Genomic DNA, 15,126 nt, shown 5'->3' with positions numbered 1-15,126 from the left:
AGTTCGCACAGATCTTCAATTACTGAAACCAAAACTTGCTTACCTTACGGCAGTATGACAACCTAGTTATATTCCTTAGCTGGTCTATGATTTAGCTATTTGTGGAAAACCAGATCTGCTAGCTTATATCAACAGACCTTCTCCAGCTTGAATATTAACAAATCCTGATAAAAGCCAGCCCCAACTCTGAGAGTTTTTGGGCTGGACTCAAATACTTACTATTGTTTACGATATTAAAATCATACGCCTGCCATTGTCAAAGATATTCTGGCATCGTTGCTCAAAAATGATTATCTATCCCTCAACAGTCCAGCCGTTTGTTCGTGTCGTACTGGCGCGGGCTATGCTACGGACAAAAGCTGAAGAAGCATAAGGGCTAGCATCGCGCGGTTGAATGGGACGGAGATTGGATTTAATATATTACCTTTTTCCAACGCTATTCAGCACAAAAGCCAGCAAGCGCTCGCCTTCATTTATCATAAGCTTCAAAAGCTGGTTTCTCGAATATGGGATATTGCCTGCTTGCCAGTTAGCGGGGGAGGATGTCACGCAATAGACGATAAAGAATACATATTCAACTCAGGTTTTAGAGACTAGCCGCGATCGCGAGGAGCAAAATTGGCTCGAAAAAATTTTACCAGGTATTAAAACCATCGAAACTCCTCTTGAAGACAGCGATCGCGCAAAGCCGCCTGTAATTTTTGTCATAGACCTTTACCACCCCGATTCCCACAACCCGAATTTTGACAAGCTAAAATTTTCGTCTGCTCAGATTACTCATAATAGCCGCGAACAGGTATAAATTTTACTGCAATTTTTTTAATTTGCAGCCTTTGACGAAGAAGAGCATCCCGGAAATATACCTTCAGGCGAGGATAGCTTTGGCATATATTTCACATTGTTGCTTGCAAGCGGTAGCATATGCGAACGGGCGTAAAAGTGTCGCTACTCGATGGAACTAATACGGCTTTCTTATGAAAACCAGACAAATTATTATCTTCATCTGCGCGCTAGTTGCCACTTTACTCTTGGCACGTAGCATAAAATTTTTTGATCGGTCTACTGTTGTGGCACAGGCAAACACCAACTTGCTCGTATCCGCTGCCGCCAGTTTGAAAGAATCCCTCGAACAAGCGGGGCATATTTACCGACAAAATAAGGCAAATGTCACCCTTAACTATAACTTCGGTGCTTCTGGCGCTTTACAGCAACAAATTGAAAACGGCGCACCAGCAGATATTTTTATTTCTGCTGCTACAAAGCAAATGGATGCATTACAGGAAAAGGGTACGATACTCACCGATACCCGCCGCAATCTGCTGACCAATAGCCTTGTCTTGATCGTGCCAAAAAATTATTCCGGTATCGCCGACTTTCGCGACTTGACAGGCTCTAAAGTCAAGAAAATTGCTATGGGAGAACCAAGAAGCGTACCAGCAGGACAATACGCCGAGCAAGTATTTAAAAATTTGGGAATTTTGTCGCAAGTTCGACCAAAATTTGTGCTTGGTAACAACGTCCGTCAAGTCCTAGCGGCTGTAGAAAGTGGTAACGCCGATGCAGGTGTTGTTTATAGCACAGATGCTAGAACATCACAACAGGTAAAAGTGGTAGCGACAGCAGCAGAAAACTTACATTCTGCAATTGTTTACCCAGTAGCAGTACTCAAGAGCAGCAAAAATATGGCTGCTGCTAGAGAATACATCCAGTTTTTGTTGAGCGATCGCGCTAAAACTTTATTTAAAAAATACGGGTTTGGTATAGCGAGGTAAAAAGTTTGTAGAGACACCGATTTATCGCGTCTTGACCCTTGGCTGTCAACAGCGGCCAATAAAATTAAATGTCTTATGCTTGACATTTCTCCTTTATGGATATCCCTCAAAACCGCCTTAATCGCTACCATAATTACCTTCTTCCTGGGAATTGCCGCTGCTTACTGGATGCTGACTAGCGTCGGTAAATGGAAATCGGTAGTTGAGGGAATCTTTATCTCGCCCCTAATTTTGCCACCAACAGTCGTCGGCTTTTTATTACTGCTGCTGTTTGGCAAAAATGGCCCCCTTGGACAAGTGCTACTGTCGCTTAACTTCAGTATCGTCTTCACTTGGTACGCCGCAGTTATTGCAGCCACAGTAGTTGCCTTCCCCTTGATGTACAAAACAGCACTGGGAGCATTTGAACAAATTGATGCTAATCTCCTGCGGGTAGCCAGGACTCTTGGCGCTTCGGAATGGACAATCTTTTGGCGAATCACTTTACCCTTGGCAATGCCAGGGATTCTCGCCGGAACTACTCTAGCTTTCGCCCGTGCTTTGGGTGAATTCGGAGCTACGTTAATGCTGGCTGGCAACATCCCCGGACAAACTCAAACTATCCCAATGGCTATATATTTTGCCGTTGAAGCGGGAGCCATGAATGAAGCCTGGGTGTGGGTGCTGGTAATTATGAGCATTTCTCTATCCGCCATCATTGCTGCCAATTTTTGGGGAAAGGGAGACGCGATAAATCGGCGTCTCTACAATACTGGGGAACGATCGCCAATCGCAAATTACCAATTACCAATTACTAATTTCGGGCTTGTTGTAGACATCCAAAAGCAACTCCCTGGCTTTTTGCTGCAATTATCCTTCAGCGCCAACGAAAACCCCTTGGGATTGTTGGGGGCTTCTGGTGCTGGCAAAAGCATGATTCTTCGCAGCATTGCAGGGATAGAAACGCCTACCTCCGGTCGCATTGTTTTAAACGGGCGGGTGTTGTTCGATTCGCAAACAGGGACAAATATTCCCAGTCGCGATCGCCGCATTGGTTTTTTATTTCAAAATTACGCCCTATTCCCTCACTTAACTGTCGCTCAAAACATTGCCTTTGGTTTGCCAAAGGGCACGTCAGCTTTAATAATCAAACAGCAGGTAGAAACTCAACTCGCCGCTTTGCAGTTGCAGGGATTAGCAGACCGATACCCGCACCAACTCTCAGGCGGTCAGCAGCAACGGGTAGCCTTAGCGAGAGCCTTAGCAAGTCAACCAGAAGCGCTGCTGCTGGATGAACCATTTTCAGCACTGGATACGCACTTGCGAAGTCAGCTAGAAAAGCAACTAATTTCGACGCTTTCAACTTACCCCGGCGTCACCCTATTTGTAACCCACAATTTAGAAGAAGCTTACCGAGTTTGCGGGGATTTATTGGTAATTGAACAAGGAAGAGCGATCGCTTACGGTTCTAAACATGACATCTTCGAGCATCCAAATACTGTAGGTGTAGCCCAATTGACGGGGTGCAAGAACTTCTCCCGCGCTGTTGTCAGGGAATCTCAAATGGTAGACGCGATAGATTGGAGTTGCACTCTCCAGATAGTTGAACCAATCCCAGCTCCACTTTCACATATAGGAATTCGCGCCCATCAACTAACCTTTACCGACGACCCCCATCAAAAAAATACTTTCCCCTGCTGGTTGGTTCAAACAAGCGAAACCCCGCACCGGATGACACTATATATTAAGTTAAATTCTTCGCCTACCAGCCCCCAAGACTACCATCTGCAAGCAGAAGTCTTTAAAGAAAAATGGGCTACTCTCAAAGATCGTCCTTTTCCCTGGTACATTCGTCTGCATCCGCTGCGGCTGTTTCTTCTGTCGGAATAAGCGGAACCTCACCCCAACCCCTCTCCTGCAAGGAGAGGGGTTGGGGTGAGGTTTTCCTTGTTAGAGAAGTATTGTGTTGCTCAGTATCAATGCTTCTATTAGTTAGTAGCATTCCCAACATCACTCACAGTTGTGCGAGCAACAGAGTTTATTTTTAGTTCATAGAATCGGCAGGCAACAAATCCTAGCGAGTAAAGCAAAGCAGCGTTATTTGATGCTCCAACCACAGCGCCTATTATAGGTAGAAGTTCCACAAAGCCCAACCCAACCTTCAGGACTCCAGAACCTCCCACAGACAAACCAAAAATTGCCAGGACTTCGCCTCGTCGAGTTGGATCTTTTAGCGAAAATCCATATGCAGCAGCAATGCGATAAATCATCTCAGCTTGAAGTGCGGTGATTGCTGCTATATCAACTGCAAACAGAGTTAGCGCCAACGGAGGTACAAAGTTGGTTAGCAATCCAATTCCACCTGCTTTGAGCGAAGTATCGACAATAATGCGGTGGGCAAGCTGTTCGGGTGTTTCTAAGGGGTATTCTTGACGCAGCTTTTCTACTTCATTCTGAGCTTTATCCACATCAACTTGACCCAGCCCAGCTAAGAGCAAGTTAAGGCCTGGAAGTTTGGCAGCATATTTTATGAAAGGGTTTTCAGCGATTGGGGTAACGAATTTGCCTACGTTTTCCGTTCCCTCCTCGACTAACCGCATCGCCGTAGGTGTAACAGACTCTCCTAAAAGAGTGGTCGCGCTTGTAACTTTGTCAGTAGCAGACTGTAGTGCCTCAGAAGCCAACTTAGCTACTTGAGTTGCTTTCGCGATCGCTTCACTCACTTGGTCGGTGGATGAACTTTCTCTGCTTTCTACTGCCATAGGTTTATGCTGACTTCTATGTTTTGAACTCAAACCTATTCTATAAACAGCAAAGACTAGGTATCCTCTATCTGCTGATAGCGATCCACTGGTCTGAAAGTCAGAGCTTTAGCACTAAGTTGTGGAAAGTTTGGAAGGATATGCGATCGCCATCCATAGCCATAGCGATCGCTCTTTGCCAAACCTAAGCGTTCGCAGGACAAGTAGTAGTATCATTTCTAATGGAGGTTAGCGGACTCGAACCGCTGACATCCTGCTTGCAAAGCAGGCGCTCTACCAACTGAGCTAAACCCCCAGGCTTGAAGCCGGAACTTCATGCACTTTTATTATAGTAGCTCATATGATTCCATTAGACAAGGGGTAAAGGAAGAAATATTTAGACGCATGTCATCCTGAAGCTTGCCTCTGTTAGGTTGTAAACCTGAGTAAAAAATTTCTACTCCTTCGAGTTGAGCGGGGAAATGACCCAAGTTGTTGTAACTTTCTATAAATTTGTCAAATTGCCGGACTTTGCCGAAAAGCGAGAATCCTTGTTGTCGCACTGCGAAGCACAGGGTATTAGAGGGACGATATTGCTTGCAGCAGAAGGCATTAACGGGACGATTGCAGGCTCGCGTCAGGCAATTTATTCGGTGCTATCGTTTTTACGTTCAGATCCCCGCCTGGTTGACTTGGAGCATAAAGAGTCTTATGCCGATTCACCGCCGTTCGACCGGATGAAGGTGCGGTTGAAGAAAGAAATTGTCACGTTGGGATTACCGGAAATCGATCCAAGCGATCGCGTTGGCACTTATGTCAGTCCGCAGGAGTGGAACGAACTGATTTCAGATCCAGAAGTAACGATTATTGACACCCGCAACGATTATGAGGTGTCGATTGGTACTTTTCAAGGAGCGCAAAATCCCAAAACTGCCTCATTCCGCCAATTTCCCGACTATGTTCGCAACGACCTCGATCCGAGCAAACATAAAAAAGTTGCTTTATTCTGCACTGGCGGCATTCGCTGCGAAAAAGCGACATCATTCATGATGGCTGAAGGCTTCCAAGAGGTGTATCACCTCAAAGGCGGCATTCTCAAGTATTTAGAGGAAGTTCCCCCAGAAGAAAGTCTGTGGCAAGGGGAATGTTTTGTCTTCGATCAACGTGTCGCTTTACGTGAAGGTTTGGAGATAGGAACTCATGAAATGTGCCAAAGTTGCGGGCATCCTATCTCCGAAGCCGATAAAACTTCACCTCATTATCAAGAGAATGTTTCTTGTCCCTACTGTTGCGATCGCCCAGTTTGACACAAGAGCGGTATTCAACAGCACCCCAATTTCCAAATCGACGAGGAAGTCAGATGTACGACTTGACGAGATTCACTTTAAGGGACATGGTGGAATGCGGGTTGGCTCTACGCCACTTCGGCTTGGGGGCTGAAAGTATGGAAGAGGCGAGTAACAGAATTGTTAGGTATTTTTACGAAAATTTCTGTACTAAGCCAACTGGTGAGAAATCCTGCGCCCTCGTCCGTTTGTTCAAAACTCACCCTTATGAAGACTTAGAAGCCGAACTTGCCGACTATGCCCGTAGTATGTTGGGCGACTATCCCCCTTTGCCTGTCATGAAGTGCATGACTGCACTGGCAACGGTAGGAGAACAAACGGAATGGAACTCAAGACACACATCCGTTGGACACAAAGCTATTCCACTGGCAAGCGAATCTGTAGTGGCTCAGATGCCGATGATCTCACAACTCATCAGACAGCTTGGCTTAGATATAAAAACAGTTATCAACCCCGACCCGAATCTTTTAGTAGAAATCGAGCAGAGGAAATACAACGTTTTCTATGTGCCTGAAGCGATTGGCAACCCCTATATTCCCGCCCAGGACTCCTTTGTAATTCCATTCGGAATCAAGTCTGTGTTGGGGTTCGGTGGTCTATTGCCTTCGGGCAATCTGTTTGCAATCATCATGTTCTTGAAAGTCCAGATTCCTCACAGCACAGCTCAAATGTTCAGCACTCTGGCGCTGAACGTAAAGACAGCACTGCTGCCTTTCGATCGAGGAGCTGTCTTCGCTCAAAAAGATGAATCTGCTCCAGCCTCTAGGCAAATATTCACAAGAAACACTGAGCGGGAGCTAGCGCAGCTTAAATCCCAGGTAGTGACTTTGACGCAGTTGCTAGATGTTTTTGAGAAATCGATCTTAGTACAATCCGATCGACTCGAACAAGCCATAGAGCAACTGGCAGACTCAGCGCAAAAGTCAGAACAGTTATTGCTCAATATTTTGCCAGAGGCAATCGCCAAGCAGCTCAAACAAAATCCAGGTGCGATCGCTGAACAATTCAACGAGGTGACAATTATGTTTGCCGATCTTGTTGGGTTTACGCCCCTATCGGCTCGATTAAAACCAATTGAGCTGGTTAATTTACTTAATCAAATTTTTTGCACCTTCGACGCACTGGCTCAACAGTTGGGATTAGAAAAAATCAAGACGATTGGCGATGCCTACATGGTAGCCGCTGGGCTACCAATTCCCAGAGCCGATCATGCCGAAGCGATCGCAGATATGGCACTGGCGATGCAAGCTGCGATCGAGCGCTTGCGAACCGAAGGAGGTGTGAACGTTCAAATCCGCATTGGCATTAATACAGGGATTGTCGTCGCTGGAGTCATTGGCACGAAGAAATTTATCTATGACTTGTGGGGAGATGCCGTCAATATTGCTTCGCGCATGGAATCTTCCGGCCAAGCAGGAAGCATTCAGGTAACAGAAGCCACCTATGAGCGACTCAAGGATAAGTATGTGTTCCAAAAACGAGGCGCTATCAAGGTCAAAGGGAAGGGAGAAATGGTGACATATTGGCTCGTTGGCTCCTTTGCAAGTACAAGGATTGGGGCTTAGTGAGAGCAAAGGTTATTGGCCCTCCGAGGGTGATGATTGTCGCGGAGCGAGATTTACACAAATATCGCTTTGAGGACTTGGCCTTTAGTGTGTTGATTTTGTCAGGACAATCATCAATAGCCTCAAAATATCCATCAATTATTAGCTGAATAGACGTGGCCTAAATTTCGTTTACTGCTAGATGGATATTGGGTAAAAATTTTTAGAATCCCTCCTTATCCTTCAGCGGGAGTTCTTCTAAAGAAACTTGTGTACTGTCCAACAATAATTTTAGAGTGTATAGCCTCTTCAAGGAGAGATCGCGCCATATCAAAGCGCTCTCCTGGGTACAGATTGACTTCAATCTAGCGTAGGTTAATCTTTATTATAAAACTGAAAATTTTTATTAAATTGAACAATAATATCTAACAGCCTCTAATAGCAAATGTGTTGGCCTAACTCTTCTAGAGGTACAATGCCTCAAGCGTGTACTAGAGACAATTGGCAAAGTGTCAGAAGAACAACAAACCCCACCTCAACTGCCGCCCACTGGCGCAATCCAAAGCCACTCTCTAACAGCAACAACTGAGAACTGGTTTGAATACCCAGTCCGGGCGCAACCTCATAACACAGACTATTCCGGCAATGTTTGGCATGGAACCTATGTCACCTGGATGGAAGAAGCACGGGTGGAATGCCTGCGCTCAATTGGCATCGATTTTGCTAGCTTGGTAGCATTAGGCTGCGATTTGCCAGTTGTCGAGCTTTCGGTTCGTTACCACCGCTCAATTCAAATGGGTATGTCAGCTGTGGTAAGAGCGCGGATGGCAGCAATGGACGGTGTACGAATTAATTGGGATTACCAAATCCAATCCCTTGATGGGCAAGAGCTATATGTCACAGCACGAGTAACTTTGGTAGCTGTTGACCGGGAGAAGGGCAAGATTATGAGACAGCTACCCCCAACGGTAAAAGACGCGCTAGTGAAGCTATCGTTTTAGGTAATTGATAAGGGGTAATTGGTAATTGGTCATCGCTCGTCACCTTCACCAATCCCCCATTAGCTATTAATCCAAAATCTAAAATCCCAAATAGATATCAGCGACCGTTAGATGACCAGTGGGGAGGATCGTTATCTAGCTTATACACTCCGTATGATGCGCCCACTGCAAAAAGAGCCTCATTGCTCGCTCCATTTCGGGGAGCGCCAATTTGAACGATACGTCCGCTACCATTTTTAATTTTGAGCGTACCTTCCCAGGTAATATTCCAGTCAATCGCCAGCTTTTGGGTATGCATAGACTCTAGGGCGACGGGATTACCACCAATACCATACTCATCTACCATCTGTTCTGCGGCTTGAATCGAACCTGCTCTAAGGTAGTGTACCCATTGAATACCAACGCCAGCCATAGAAGGCACATCTTCTGGGTCAATCTGTCCTCGGCTAATCCTGGCTGCATAGTGCATCATGTAGGCGCGTTCTTTAGGCCGATAGGTAGCGGCTATGATTGTTTGTGCGCCCCCATCGATTAGGGCTTTTTGGAAAGCTTGCACTCTTTCGCGGAAGGGTGATGCCAAAGTGGAAATAGAGCGGCTGGTGGGGAAGTAGTTAATCCAATGCGGTCCGCTGAGGCGAAATCTGAGTATTTTGGCATAGCTGGTGAGAATATCCAAAGCTGGGTCGAGATCCGCACCGAGTTTCTGTTTGGTGGCGCTAGAGATTTGTTGTTCTAGTTCAACGCGGATACGCACGTCTCTTTGCTTGTAAACTTGGGCTAACCCTTGGATACTTCTGGCTCCAAAATCGCCATCTGCTACTAAAGAGGGATTGAGTTTGGCGATCGCGTTCAAGGTTCTTTGCAAGTCTTTAATTTCTGCCTCGCCGAAGCGAATGCAAGCTAGCAACATCTGTGTCGAGAAGTTGGGAACCTTGAATATAAACCCCTGGGTTACAGCCTTGGCATAAGTCGCGTTGTCCACGACTCCATTGACAGATAATCCCTGCTTTTTTTGATAGCTGCGTGTAGATACATCAGTAACGTTATCAAACCCGCCATAGGCAGATGCAATAGGATATTGAGCTTCCTTTAAAAACCGCTGCCAAGCAATGACGGCAGCCCCTTTAGAGCCTTTTTGAATGACGGGCAATTTCAGGGCACTAATATTTAAAGCCATAAATCTCTCCTAATGGGGATGTGAGCAAAACCATAAGCCTCATGCTATGAATCTGCAAAAGCTTGCGCTTCTTAGATTTTACCCACCAGTGACCTGATGCCAAATTGCCTGGGGAAGTTCGAGTAGTTTCTGCCAAAGGTCATTTGGCCCAATACCAAAGAAAAGCTGCAAAATGAAGAGAATAACAGCGATCGCGATCGCCGTCTTAACAGTTGTCTTTAGCAGGTTAACCAATGCACTGAACACCAGCCAAGACACAATTAATGCAATAATTAAGATGATTAATTCAGGTGGCATTTTTTATGCTCAAAAAGAGAGCGAGCGCAGTTATATAGTAGACTTTTTGCAAGAAGTGTAACCTGTTGAAATCCGTTGTCGAGAGATTGATAAGGTTGCGAACAATTTATGAGGGCGTGCGTTTTTGGGAAAAAGAAGCCCATAAATTGTTGAAAGTAGCGTTCTAAAACTTCTTTTCAAGGGCTGTCGTATTCATTTTGTTGTTGATTAGTCATGATGGCATAGCGCGATCGCCAAGAATAACCTTGATTTCAGGTAGCGTGTCTTTTTGCTATTTTACTACTATCTACCTATTGATTAAACTGCCTGCTATCCTCTAAAACTGCTTCGTACAAATCCATCTCTTCTTGTTCAAGAAATAGTTGTGCAGCTTTTTTGAAATCTTGACTTACCTTCTGGTTATCTTTTAACGCATAATAGACGTAAACTCGATTGTAGTAAGCATCAGCATTATTAGGATTAATCTCAATGGCGCGATTGTAATCTGCGATCGCTCCCTCCTTATCACCCAAGCTAGACCGAGCTAGACCCCTGCTGACGTAGGCATCTGCAAAGTTAGGATTCTGGCTTAATGCGCGGTTGTAATCTTCAATTGCGCCCTCCTTATCGCCCAAAAGATAGCGAACTAAACCTCTGTTGTTGTAGGCTTTTACAAACTTGGGATTGAGATGTAATGCGCGGTTGTAATCTTCAATTGCTTTCTCGTAATCGCCCAAGGAAGAGCAAGCTATACCTCGGTTGTTGTAGGCTTCTACAAACTTGGGATTCCGTCTTAATGCCCTGGTGAAATCTGCGATCGCTCCTTGATAGTCTTCTTTGTGAGTGCGATCTATACCTCTGGTGCAGTAAGCATTGGTTTCCCTTTTATAAAAATAACTAACTAGCGTCGCTAGAATTGCTATTCCAATGCTTACCATAGTGTAGCTATGGATTCCCAAAACACAAGCTACAACCAATGCGATCGCAACTGCAATTTTTTCAATTGCTTCAAATATCGGCATCATATTTGTATGGTCGAGTTAACGCCATTCAAACAGTAGTTATCTTACTAGCCAACAGATACAATACGATTCCCTGTGTTAGAAGTGACATTTCCTGTCTCTACAGCTGCTAAAACTTCTTGTCTTGCCCATTTATCTGCGGCTATAATGTCATCTAACGAAGGATTAGGACAGTTATCAATTTGGTGGCGATCGCACGTTTTCTCAATCACCCGCGCAATATCCAAATATCCAATTTTCTCATCTAAAAATAAGGCTACTGCTTGTTCGTTTGCCGCATTCAATACAGCAGGCATCGAACCGCCCGCGCGACCAGCCGCATAAGCTAGCTGCATGCAAGGATATTTTTTATGATCCGGTTCTCGGAAAGTTAAATTACCAGCTTTTACTAAATCCAACTGTTGCCAATCAGTATAAATTCGCTCAGGCCAAGACATAGCATAAAGCAACGGCAAGCGCATATCAGGCCAACCCAATTGAGCTAAAACTGAAGTATCTTGTAACTCAATCAAAGAGTGAATAATACTCTGCGGATGAATGACAATATCGATATGGTCGTAGTCCATTCCAAACAGGAAGTGTGCCTCAATTACTTCCAATCCCTTGTTCATCAGCGTCGCAGAATCTACCGTAATCTTGCGACCCATTGACCAATTTGGATGCTTTAATGCATCTTGCACCGTAACTTCTGCTAACTTCTCTACAGGCCAATCGCGGAACGCACCCCCAGAAGCAGTAAGCAGAATTCGCCGCAATCCGCCTTTGGGAACGCCTTGCAAACACTGAAATATCGCTGAATGTTCCGAGTCTGCTGGTAGTAGTTTTACGCCATACTTCTCTACAAGAGGTAAAACAACTGGCCCGCCAGCGATCAGGGTTTCTTTATTCGCTAAAGCGATATCTTTGCCAGCTTCTATGGCGGCGATTGTGGGTAGCAAACCAGCACAACCGACAATACCTGTAACTACGCTTTGAGCATCGCCGTAACGGGCAACTTCAATGACGCCAGCGCTACCAGCGACGAGGATGGGTTGGGGGTCGAGGTCTGCGATCGCGGACTTTAATTCTGCCAATTTCTCTTCTTCGCAGATAGCCACAATTTCCGGCCTAAACTGCCGAATCTGTTGCGCCAGCATTGTCACATTGCGCCCCGCTGCTAACCCGACAATCCGAAACTGATCCGGGTATTGAGCAACAATATCCAAAGTTTGAGTGCCTATAGAGCCAGTAGAGCCAAGCAGAGTAATAGCTTTCACAATTATTTAAGAATTAAGGGGCAATTCCAATATAAATTGGTTGGGACTCATTTTTCCGCGAGATCCCACCCCTTGCCAGATAGCTCCGAGCGGGCGATCGCTTCTCATACACACTAGCTTTGATTTGTCAATATTAATTACACTAATTTATTCAATAATATTATTATTGGTAGACAACAAAATTCTATTAGCTTCATATAAAGAGTCAAAAGTTCCGGCATCTGCCCAGCGTCCTTTAATAAAACTGAATTGCAACTGTCCTTGCTTTAGATAAAGCTCGTTAACATTAGTAATTTCTAGTTCGCCCCGCAGCGACGGATTAATTTTACGAATTAGCTCGAATACTTGAGAATCGTACATATAGCAACCTACAACAGCATAGTTAGTTTTGGGCTTTGTAGGTTTCTCCTCAATTTCCATAATTTTCTTTTCATCAAGAGCAGCAACAGCAAATCTATCTGGGTCGCCCACTTCCTTTAATAGCACCCTGGCGCCAATCTCCTGTTCTAGAAAAGCCCCGATATGGGGACGAATTGAATACTCAAAGATATTATCAGCTAGCAACACAACAATATTTTGGCCTTGAGCAAATTTTTCGCCCAAGGATAATGCATCTGCAATACCCTTGGGATTTTCCTGCACTCGATATGTAAACTCGCAGCCGAATCGCTTTCCAGAGCCAAGAGAGTTAACCACATCACCCATATGAGTATTGGAAGTAATTATCAAAATATCTAAGATATTTGCCTGAACTAACTGCTTAACTGGATGCCAGATCATCGGTTCTTTACCAACTGGCAATAAGTGCTTGTTAGTAACTTCAGTCAGCGGTGCAAGACGTGTTCCTTGACCGCCAGCAAGAATAATTCCTTTCATAATAATATTTGCGTTCCTTTTGAAACTTGATAGTTAGGGAATTTGTTTGAGTTTTTACAGCTTGGATGCGGACAGTTTGATAATATCAGCCGCGAGCTGTTTGAGGCTGGCGCGATCGCCCCAGCCTCAATCTTTAGATTATTTCGTCGCCAAATTGAGCCGATCGTGGCACAATTTCTGGAAAATCTGAAATATTACAAACCGAGGCTGCGGCACGCATAGCTTATTTATGGCTACAGAGCGGATAACTGAAAAAAAAGCTTTATTGGGCAATGGTTTAATCTTTGCCGCCGCCATGTGGCTGTTAAGCCGACTTGTCATCGCGATCGCCATGTTGCTGATTGCCCCTGCCCTTCCAGCGCCACCAGGAGGGAGCGCAGCGACAGTTGGCTGGGATGTTTTCTCCGCTTGGGATAGTGCTTGGTATCAGAGAATTGCAACGACAGGTTACGAATACATCAATGATGGCAAAGAACATTCTGTTGCCTTTTTTCCCCTTTTGCCGTTATTGAGTCGTGCAGTAATGACCCTTGGCTTACCGTTTGAAGTGGCTGGTACTATCGTCAACAACCTGGCATTTCTCGGTGCGCTAGTCGTTTTGTACGCTTGGGTAGAGGAGCTTCATGGCAAAAGCGCGGCGCGGTGGGCTACTGCTGTCCTCGCTTGGTGTCCGTTCTCCCTCTATGGGACGGTGATTTATACCGAGGGGCTGTTTTTGCTGTTAAGTACAGCAGCTTTGCGAGCCTTTGACAAACAGCAATACGGGCAAGTCGCCCTTTGGGGTGCATTAGCCAGTGCAGCGCGTCCAACGGGGATGGCGCTCATACCAGCTTTTTTGCTCGTGGCGTGGAGAGAACGCCGCCCGCCTATGGCATATATTGCCAGTTTAGCTACTGGTTTGGGGCTGCTTTTATATAGCATCTATTGTGGGATGAATTTTGGAGACCCCTTGGCGTTTATTCACGTACAGTCAGCATGGGGAAAAGAGAGTTTTTTGCAGGGTTGGTTCAAGATACTGAGGCAAGTTGTAGTTGGGCCAGTTGATATCAACACTGGTGCGATAAAAAACCCTTTACATGTAGTGATAGTTGCGACTGTTTGCGCGATCGCATTTTTATTATGGCGATCGCGATCTAAGCTCGGTTCTGTCAAAGTCGGCTATGGTTTGTATGCCTTATGGTTGCTTTTGTGGCTCGTAGTCGGTGACAGATTAATTAAAACTGTCATGGTTTTTGGTGGCGGATATTTGCTATGGTACTCGCGGGCTAAAATTAGCCGCGTTGCCGTAGCCTACGGCTTTTTCTCTTTGGCATTGCTGCTCAACGCTGGCAGAACTACATCTGCCGAGCGCTACGCTTATGGAATTGTTTCGCTATCAGTTGCATTTGGCGTGTTGCTCGAACGGTATCCTCGCTGGGGATATGCGATTATGGGCTTTTTCGCCATATTATTGGCAAGTTTTGCTGTACGATTTTCGCAAAATTTGTGGGTGGCTTAGAGAGAGTGTATGAAAGAAAAATTATTAGAGCCTAATTCTGCGTCTTGGGTAAGCAAAGGCAAAACTTTATTAGGTAATGGTTTAATATTTGCGGCTGCAATGTGGCTATTGAGCCGAGTGGTAATATTAGTGGCAATGTTGCTAATTGCCCCGCTGCTTCCGGCTCCCCCAGGCGGCATTACTCCAACAATTGGCTGGGAAGTTTTCTCTTGCTGGGATGGTGGTTGGTATCAGATAATTGCAACGACAGGTTACGAATACATTAATGATGGTAAGCAGCATCCTGTCGCCTTCTTCCCCCTTTTGCCCTTATTAAGTCGTGCAGTAATGACCCTTGGCTTGCCCTTTGAAGTGGCTGGAACATTGGTGAACAACCTGGCTTTTTTCGGTGCGCTAGTCCTTGTGTACGCTTGGGTAGAGGAGCTTCATGGCAAAAGCGCGGCGCGGTGGACTACTGCTGCCCTTGCTTGGTGTCCGTTCTCTCTGTACGGAACTGTGATTTATACCGAGGGACTGTTTCTGTTGTTACAGCAAATTGCAATCAGATGTACCACAAAATAAATTATCTAATTGGTTCTAAAAATAGACCACAATGATTAAACCAGTTGAGAGCATTTTCATCTGTAATCCCATTGATT

Annotated in this window: 16 protein-coding genes and 1 tRNA gene; 8 read left to right on the top strand and 9 right to left on the bottom strand. The window is 45.3% G+C overall.

Going from position 1 to position 15,126, the window contains the following annotated elements; all coding sequences use genetic code 11:
• Window positions 1-579 precede the first annotated feature (579 nt).
• The gene (locus H6F77_RS28530; protein ID WP_255515841.1) at window positions 580-708 is read right to left on the bottom strand and encodes a hypothetical protein; all 129 of its coding nucleotides are present in this window, start codon (window positions 706-708) and stop codon (window positions 580-582) included.
• A 266-nt stretch (window positions 709-974) separates the two neighbouring features.
• Here H6F77_RS28530 and modA point away from each other — a divergent pair, with 266 nt between their 5' ends.
• Window positions 975-1,772, top strand: a complete 798-nt coding sequence (gene modA, locus H6F77_RS22385) for a molybdate ABC transporter substrate-binding protein (RefSeq protein ID WP_190491124.1) — start codon at window positions 975-977, stop codon at window positions 1,770-1,772.
• A 75-nt stretch (window positions 1,773-1,847) separates the two neighbouring features.
• Window positions 1,848-3,641 (top strand): molybdate ABC transporter permease subunit, encoded by a 1,794-nt coding sequence (modB, locus tag H6F77_RS22380; RefSeq protein ID WP_190491123.1) that lies wholly within the window; start codon window positions 1,848-1,850, stop codon window positions 3,639-3,641.
• A 98-nt stretch (window positions 3,642-3,739) separates the two neighbouring features.
• Here the strand turns inward: modB and H6F77_RS22375 are convergent, their stop codons facing one another.
• The 3 genes from H6F77_RS22375 to H6F77_RS22365 form a co-directional block, all read right to left on the bottom strand.
• Window positions 3,740-4,513, bottom strand: coding sequence for an EcsC family protein (locus H6F77_RS22375; RefSeq protein WP_190491122.1), 774 nt, complete (start codon window positions 4,511-4,513; stop codon window positions 3,740-3,742).
• Window positions 4,514-4,569: 56 nt separating this feature from the next.
• Entirely contained in the window at window positions 4,570-4,716 is a 147-nt protein-coding gene (locus H6F77_RS22370; RefSeq protein WP_190491121.1) for a hypothetical protein, read from the bottom strand.
• A 19-nt stretch (window positions 4,717-4,735) separates the two neighbouring features.
• Window positions 4,736-4,808 (bottom strand) — tRNA-Ala (locus H6F77_RS22365).
• A gap of 166 nt (window positions 4,809-4,974) precedes the next feature.
• Here H6F77_RS22365 and trhO point away from each other — a divergent pair.
• The 3 genes from trhO to H6F77_RS22350 all read left to right on the top strand — a co-directional run bounded on the left by trhO (window position 4,975) and on the right by H6F77_RS22350 (window position 8,383).
• Window positions 4,975-5,799 (top strand): oxygen-dependent tRNA uridine(34) hydroxylase TrhO, encoded by an 825-nt coding sequence (gene trhO, locus H6F77_RS22360; RefSeq protein ID WP_190491120.1) that lies wholly within the window; start codon window positions 4,975-4,977, stop codon window positions 5,797-5,799.
• The gene (locus H6F77_RS22355) at window positions 5,769-7,403 is read left to right on the top strand and encodes an adenylate/guanylate cyclase domain-containing protein (protein WP_242022464.1); all 1,635 of its coding nucleotides are present in this window, start codon (window positions 5,769-5,771) and stop codon (window positions 7,401-7,403) included. The genes trhO and H6F77_RS22355 overlap by 31 nt, the downstream gene beginning before the upstream one ends.
• A gap of 488 nt (window positions 7,404-7,891) precedes the next feature.
• A complete protein-coding gene (locus tag H6F77_RS22350; RefSeq protein WP_190491119.1) occupies window positions 7,892-8,383 on the top strand; it encodes an acyl-CoA thioesterase in 492 nt (163 codons plus the stop codon).
• 97 nt (window positions 8,384-8,480) lie between these two features.
• Here H6F77_RS22350 and H6F77_RS22345 read toward each other — a convergent pair whose 3' ends face one another.
• The 5 genes from H6F77_RS22345 to H6F77_RS22325 form a co-directional block, all read right to left on the bottom strand.
• Entirely contained in the window at window positions 8,481-9,560 is a 1,080-nt protein-coding gene (locus H6F77_RS22345) for a peptidoglycan-binding domain-containing protein (RefSeq protein ID WP_190491118.1), read from the bottom strand.
• A gap of 78 nt (window positions 9,561-9,638) precedes the next feature.
• The gene (locus tag H6F77_RS22340) at window positions 9,639-9,857 is read right to left on the bottom strand and encodes a hypothetical protein (RefSeq protein WP_190491117.1); all 219 of its coding nucleotides are present in this window, start codon (window positions 9,855-9,857) and stop codon (window positions 9,639-9,641) included.
• Between the two features lie 290 nt (window positions 9,858-10,147).
• Window positions 10,148-10,861 carry a tetratricopeptide repeat protein gene (locus H6F77_RS22335; RefSeq protein ID WP_190491116.1) on the bottom strand — a complete coding sequence of 238 codons (714 nt, stop codon included), beginning with the start codon at window positions 10,859-10,861 and terminating at the stop codon, window positions 10,148-10,150.
• Between the two features lie 44 nt (window positions 10,862-10,905).
• Window positions 10,906-12,114 (bottom strand): 1-deoxy-D-xylulose-5-phosphate reductoisomerase, encoded by a 1,209-nt coding sequence (dxr, locus tag H6F77_RS22330; RefSeq protein ID WP_190491115.1) that lies wholly within the window; start codon window positions 12,112-12,114, stop codon window positions 10,906-10,908.
• Between the two features lie 147 nt (window positions 12,115-12,261).
• The gene (locus H6F77_RS22325; RefSeq protein WP_190491114.1) at window positions 12,262-12,990 is read right to left on the bottom strand and encodes a sugar phosphate nucleotidyltransferase; all 729 of its coding nucleotides are present in this window, start codon (window positions 12,988-12,990) and stop codon (window positions 12,262-12,264) included.
• Window positions 12,991-13,032: 42 nt separating this feature from the next.
• Between H6F77_RS22325 and H6F77_RS22320 the strand changes: the two genes are divergently transcribed.
• From H6F77_RS22320 to H6F77_RS22310, 3 genes are read left to right on the top strand one after another with little or no spacing between them, the layout of a single operon-like run.
• Entirely contained in the window at window positions 13,033-13,212 is a 180-nt protein-coding gene (locus H6F77_RS22320; protein ID WP_190491113.1) for a hypothetical protein, read from the top strand.
• Window positions 13,213-13,219: 7 nt separating this feature from the next.
• Window positions 13,220-14,488 carry a mannosyltransferase family protein gene (locus H6F77_RS22315; RefSeq protein ID WP_190491112.1) on the top strand — a complete coding sequence of 423 codons (1,269 nt, stop codon included), beginning with the start codon at window positions 13,220-13,222 and terminating at the stop codon, window positions 14,486-14,488.
• 9 nt (window positions 14,489-14,497) lie between these two features.
• Complete coding sequence (locus H6F77_RS22310; protein ID WP_190491111.1) at window positions 14,498-15,049, top strand: putative hexosyltransferase; 552 nt, start codon at window positions 14,498-14,500, stop codon at window positions 15,047-15,049.
• The last annotated feature ends 77 nt before the right edge of the window (window positions 15,050-15,126 follow it).

Origin of the sequence: Microcoleus sp. FACHB-831 (assembly GCF_014695585.1) — a bacterium.
In the GTDB taxonomy this organism is placed as follows: Bacteria; Cyanobacteriota; Cyanobacteriia; order Cyanobacteriales; family FACHB-T130; genus FACHB-831.
The sequence above is the reverse complement of the archived record's forward strand: the minus strand, read 5'-3'. Positions and strand labels throughout refer to the sequence as shown.

Coding starts and splice junctions, on each gene's coding strand:
- H6F77_RS28530 (WP_255515841.1), bottom strand. CDS start 708: ATGACAAAAATTACAGGCGGCTTTGCGCGATCGCTGTCTTCAAGAGGA.
- modA (WP_190491124.1), top strand. CDS start 975: ATGAAAACCAGACAAATTATTATCTTCATCTGCGCGCTAGTTGCCACT.
- modB (WP_190491123.1), top strand. CDS start 1,848: ATGCTTGACATTTCTCCTTTATGGATATCCCTCAAAACCGCCTTAATC.
- H6F77_RS22375 (WP_190491122.1), bottom strand. CDS start 4,513: ATGGCAGTAGAAAGCAGAGAAAGTTCATCCACCGACCAAGTGAGTGAA.
- trhO (WP_190491120.1), top strand. CDS start 4,975: ATGACCCAAGTTGTTGTAACTTTCTATAAATTTGTCAAATTGCCGGAC.
- H6F77_RS22345 (WP_190491118.1), bottom strand. CDS start 9,560: ATGGCTTTAAATATTAGTGCCCTGAAATTGCCCGTCATTCAAAAAGGC.
- H6F77_RS22340 (WP_190491117.1), bottom strand. CDS start 9,857: ATGCCACCTGAATTAATCATCTTAATTATTGCATTAATTGTGTCTTGG.
- H6F77_RS22335 (WP_190491116.1), bottom strand. CDS start 10,861: ATGATGCCGATATTTGAAGCAATTGAAAAAATTGCAGTTGCGATCGCA.
- H6F77_RS22325 (WP_190491114.1), bottom strand. CDS start 12,990: ATGAAAGGAATTATTCTTGCTGGCGGTCAAGGAACACGTCTTGCACCG.
- H6F77_RS22315 (WP_190491112.1), top strand. CDS start 13,220: ATGGCTACAGAGCGGATAACTGAAAAAAAAGCTTTATTGGGCAATGGT.
- H6F77_RS22310 (WP_190491111.1), top strand. CDS start 14,498: ATGAAAGAAAAATTATTAGAGCCTAATTCTGCGTCTTGGGTAAGCAAA.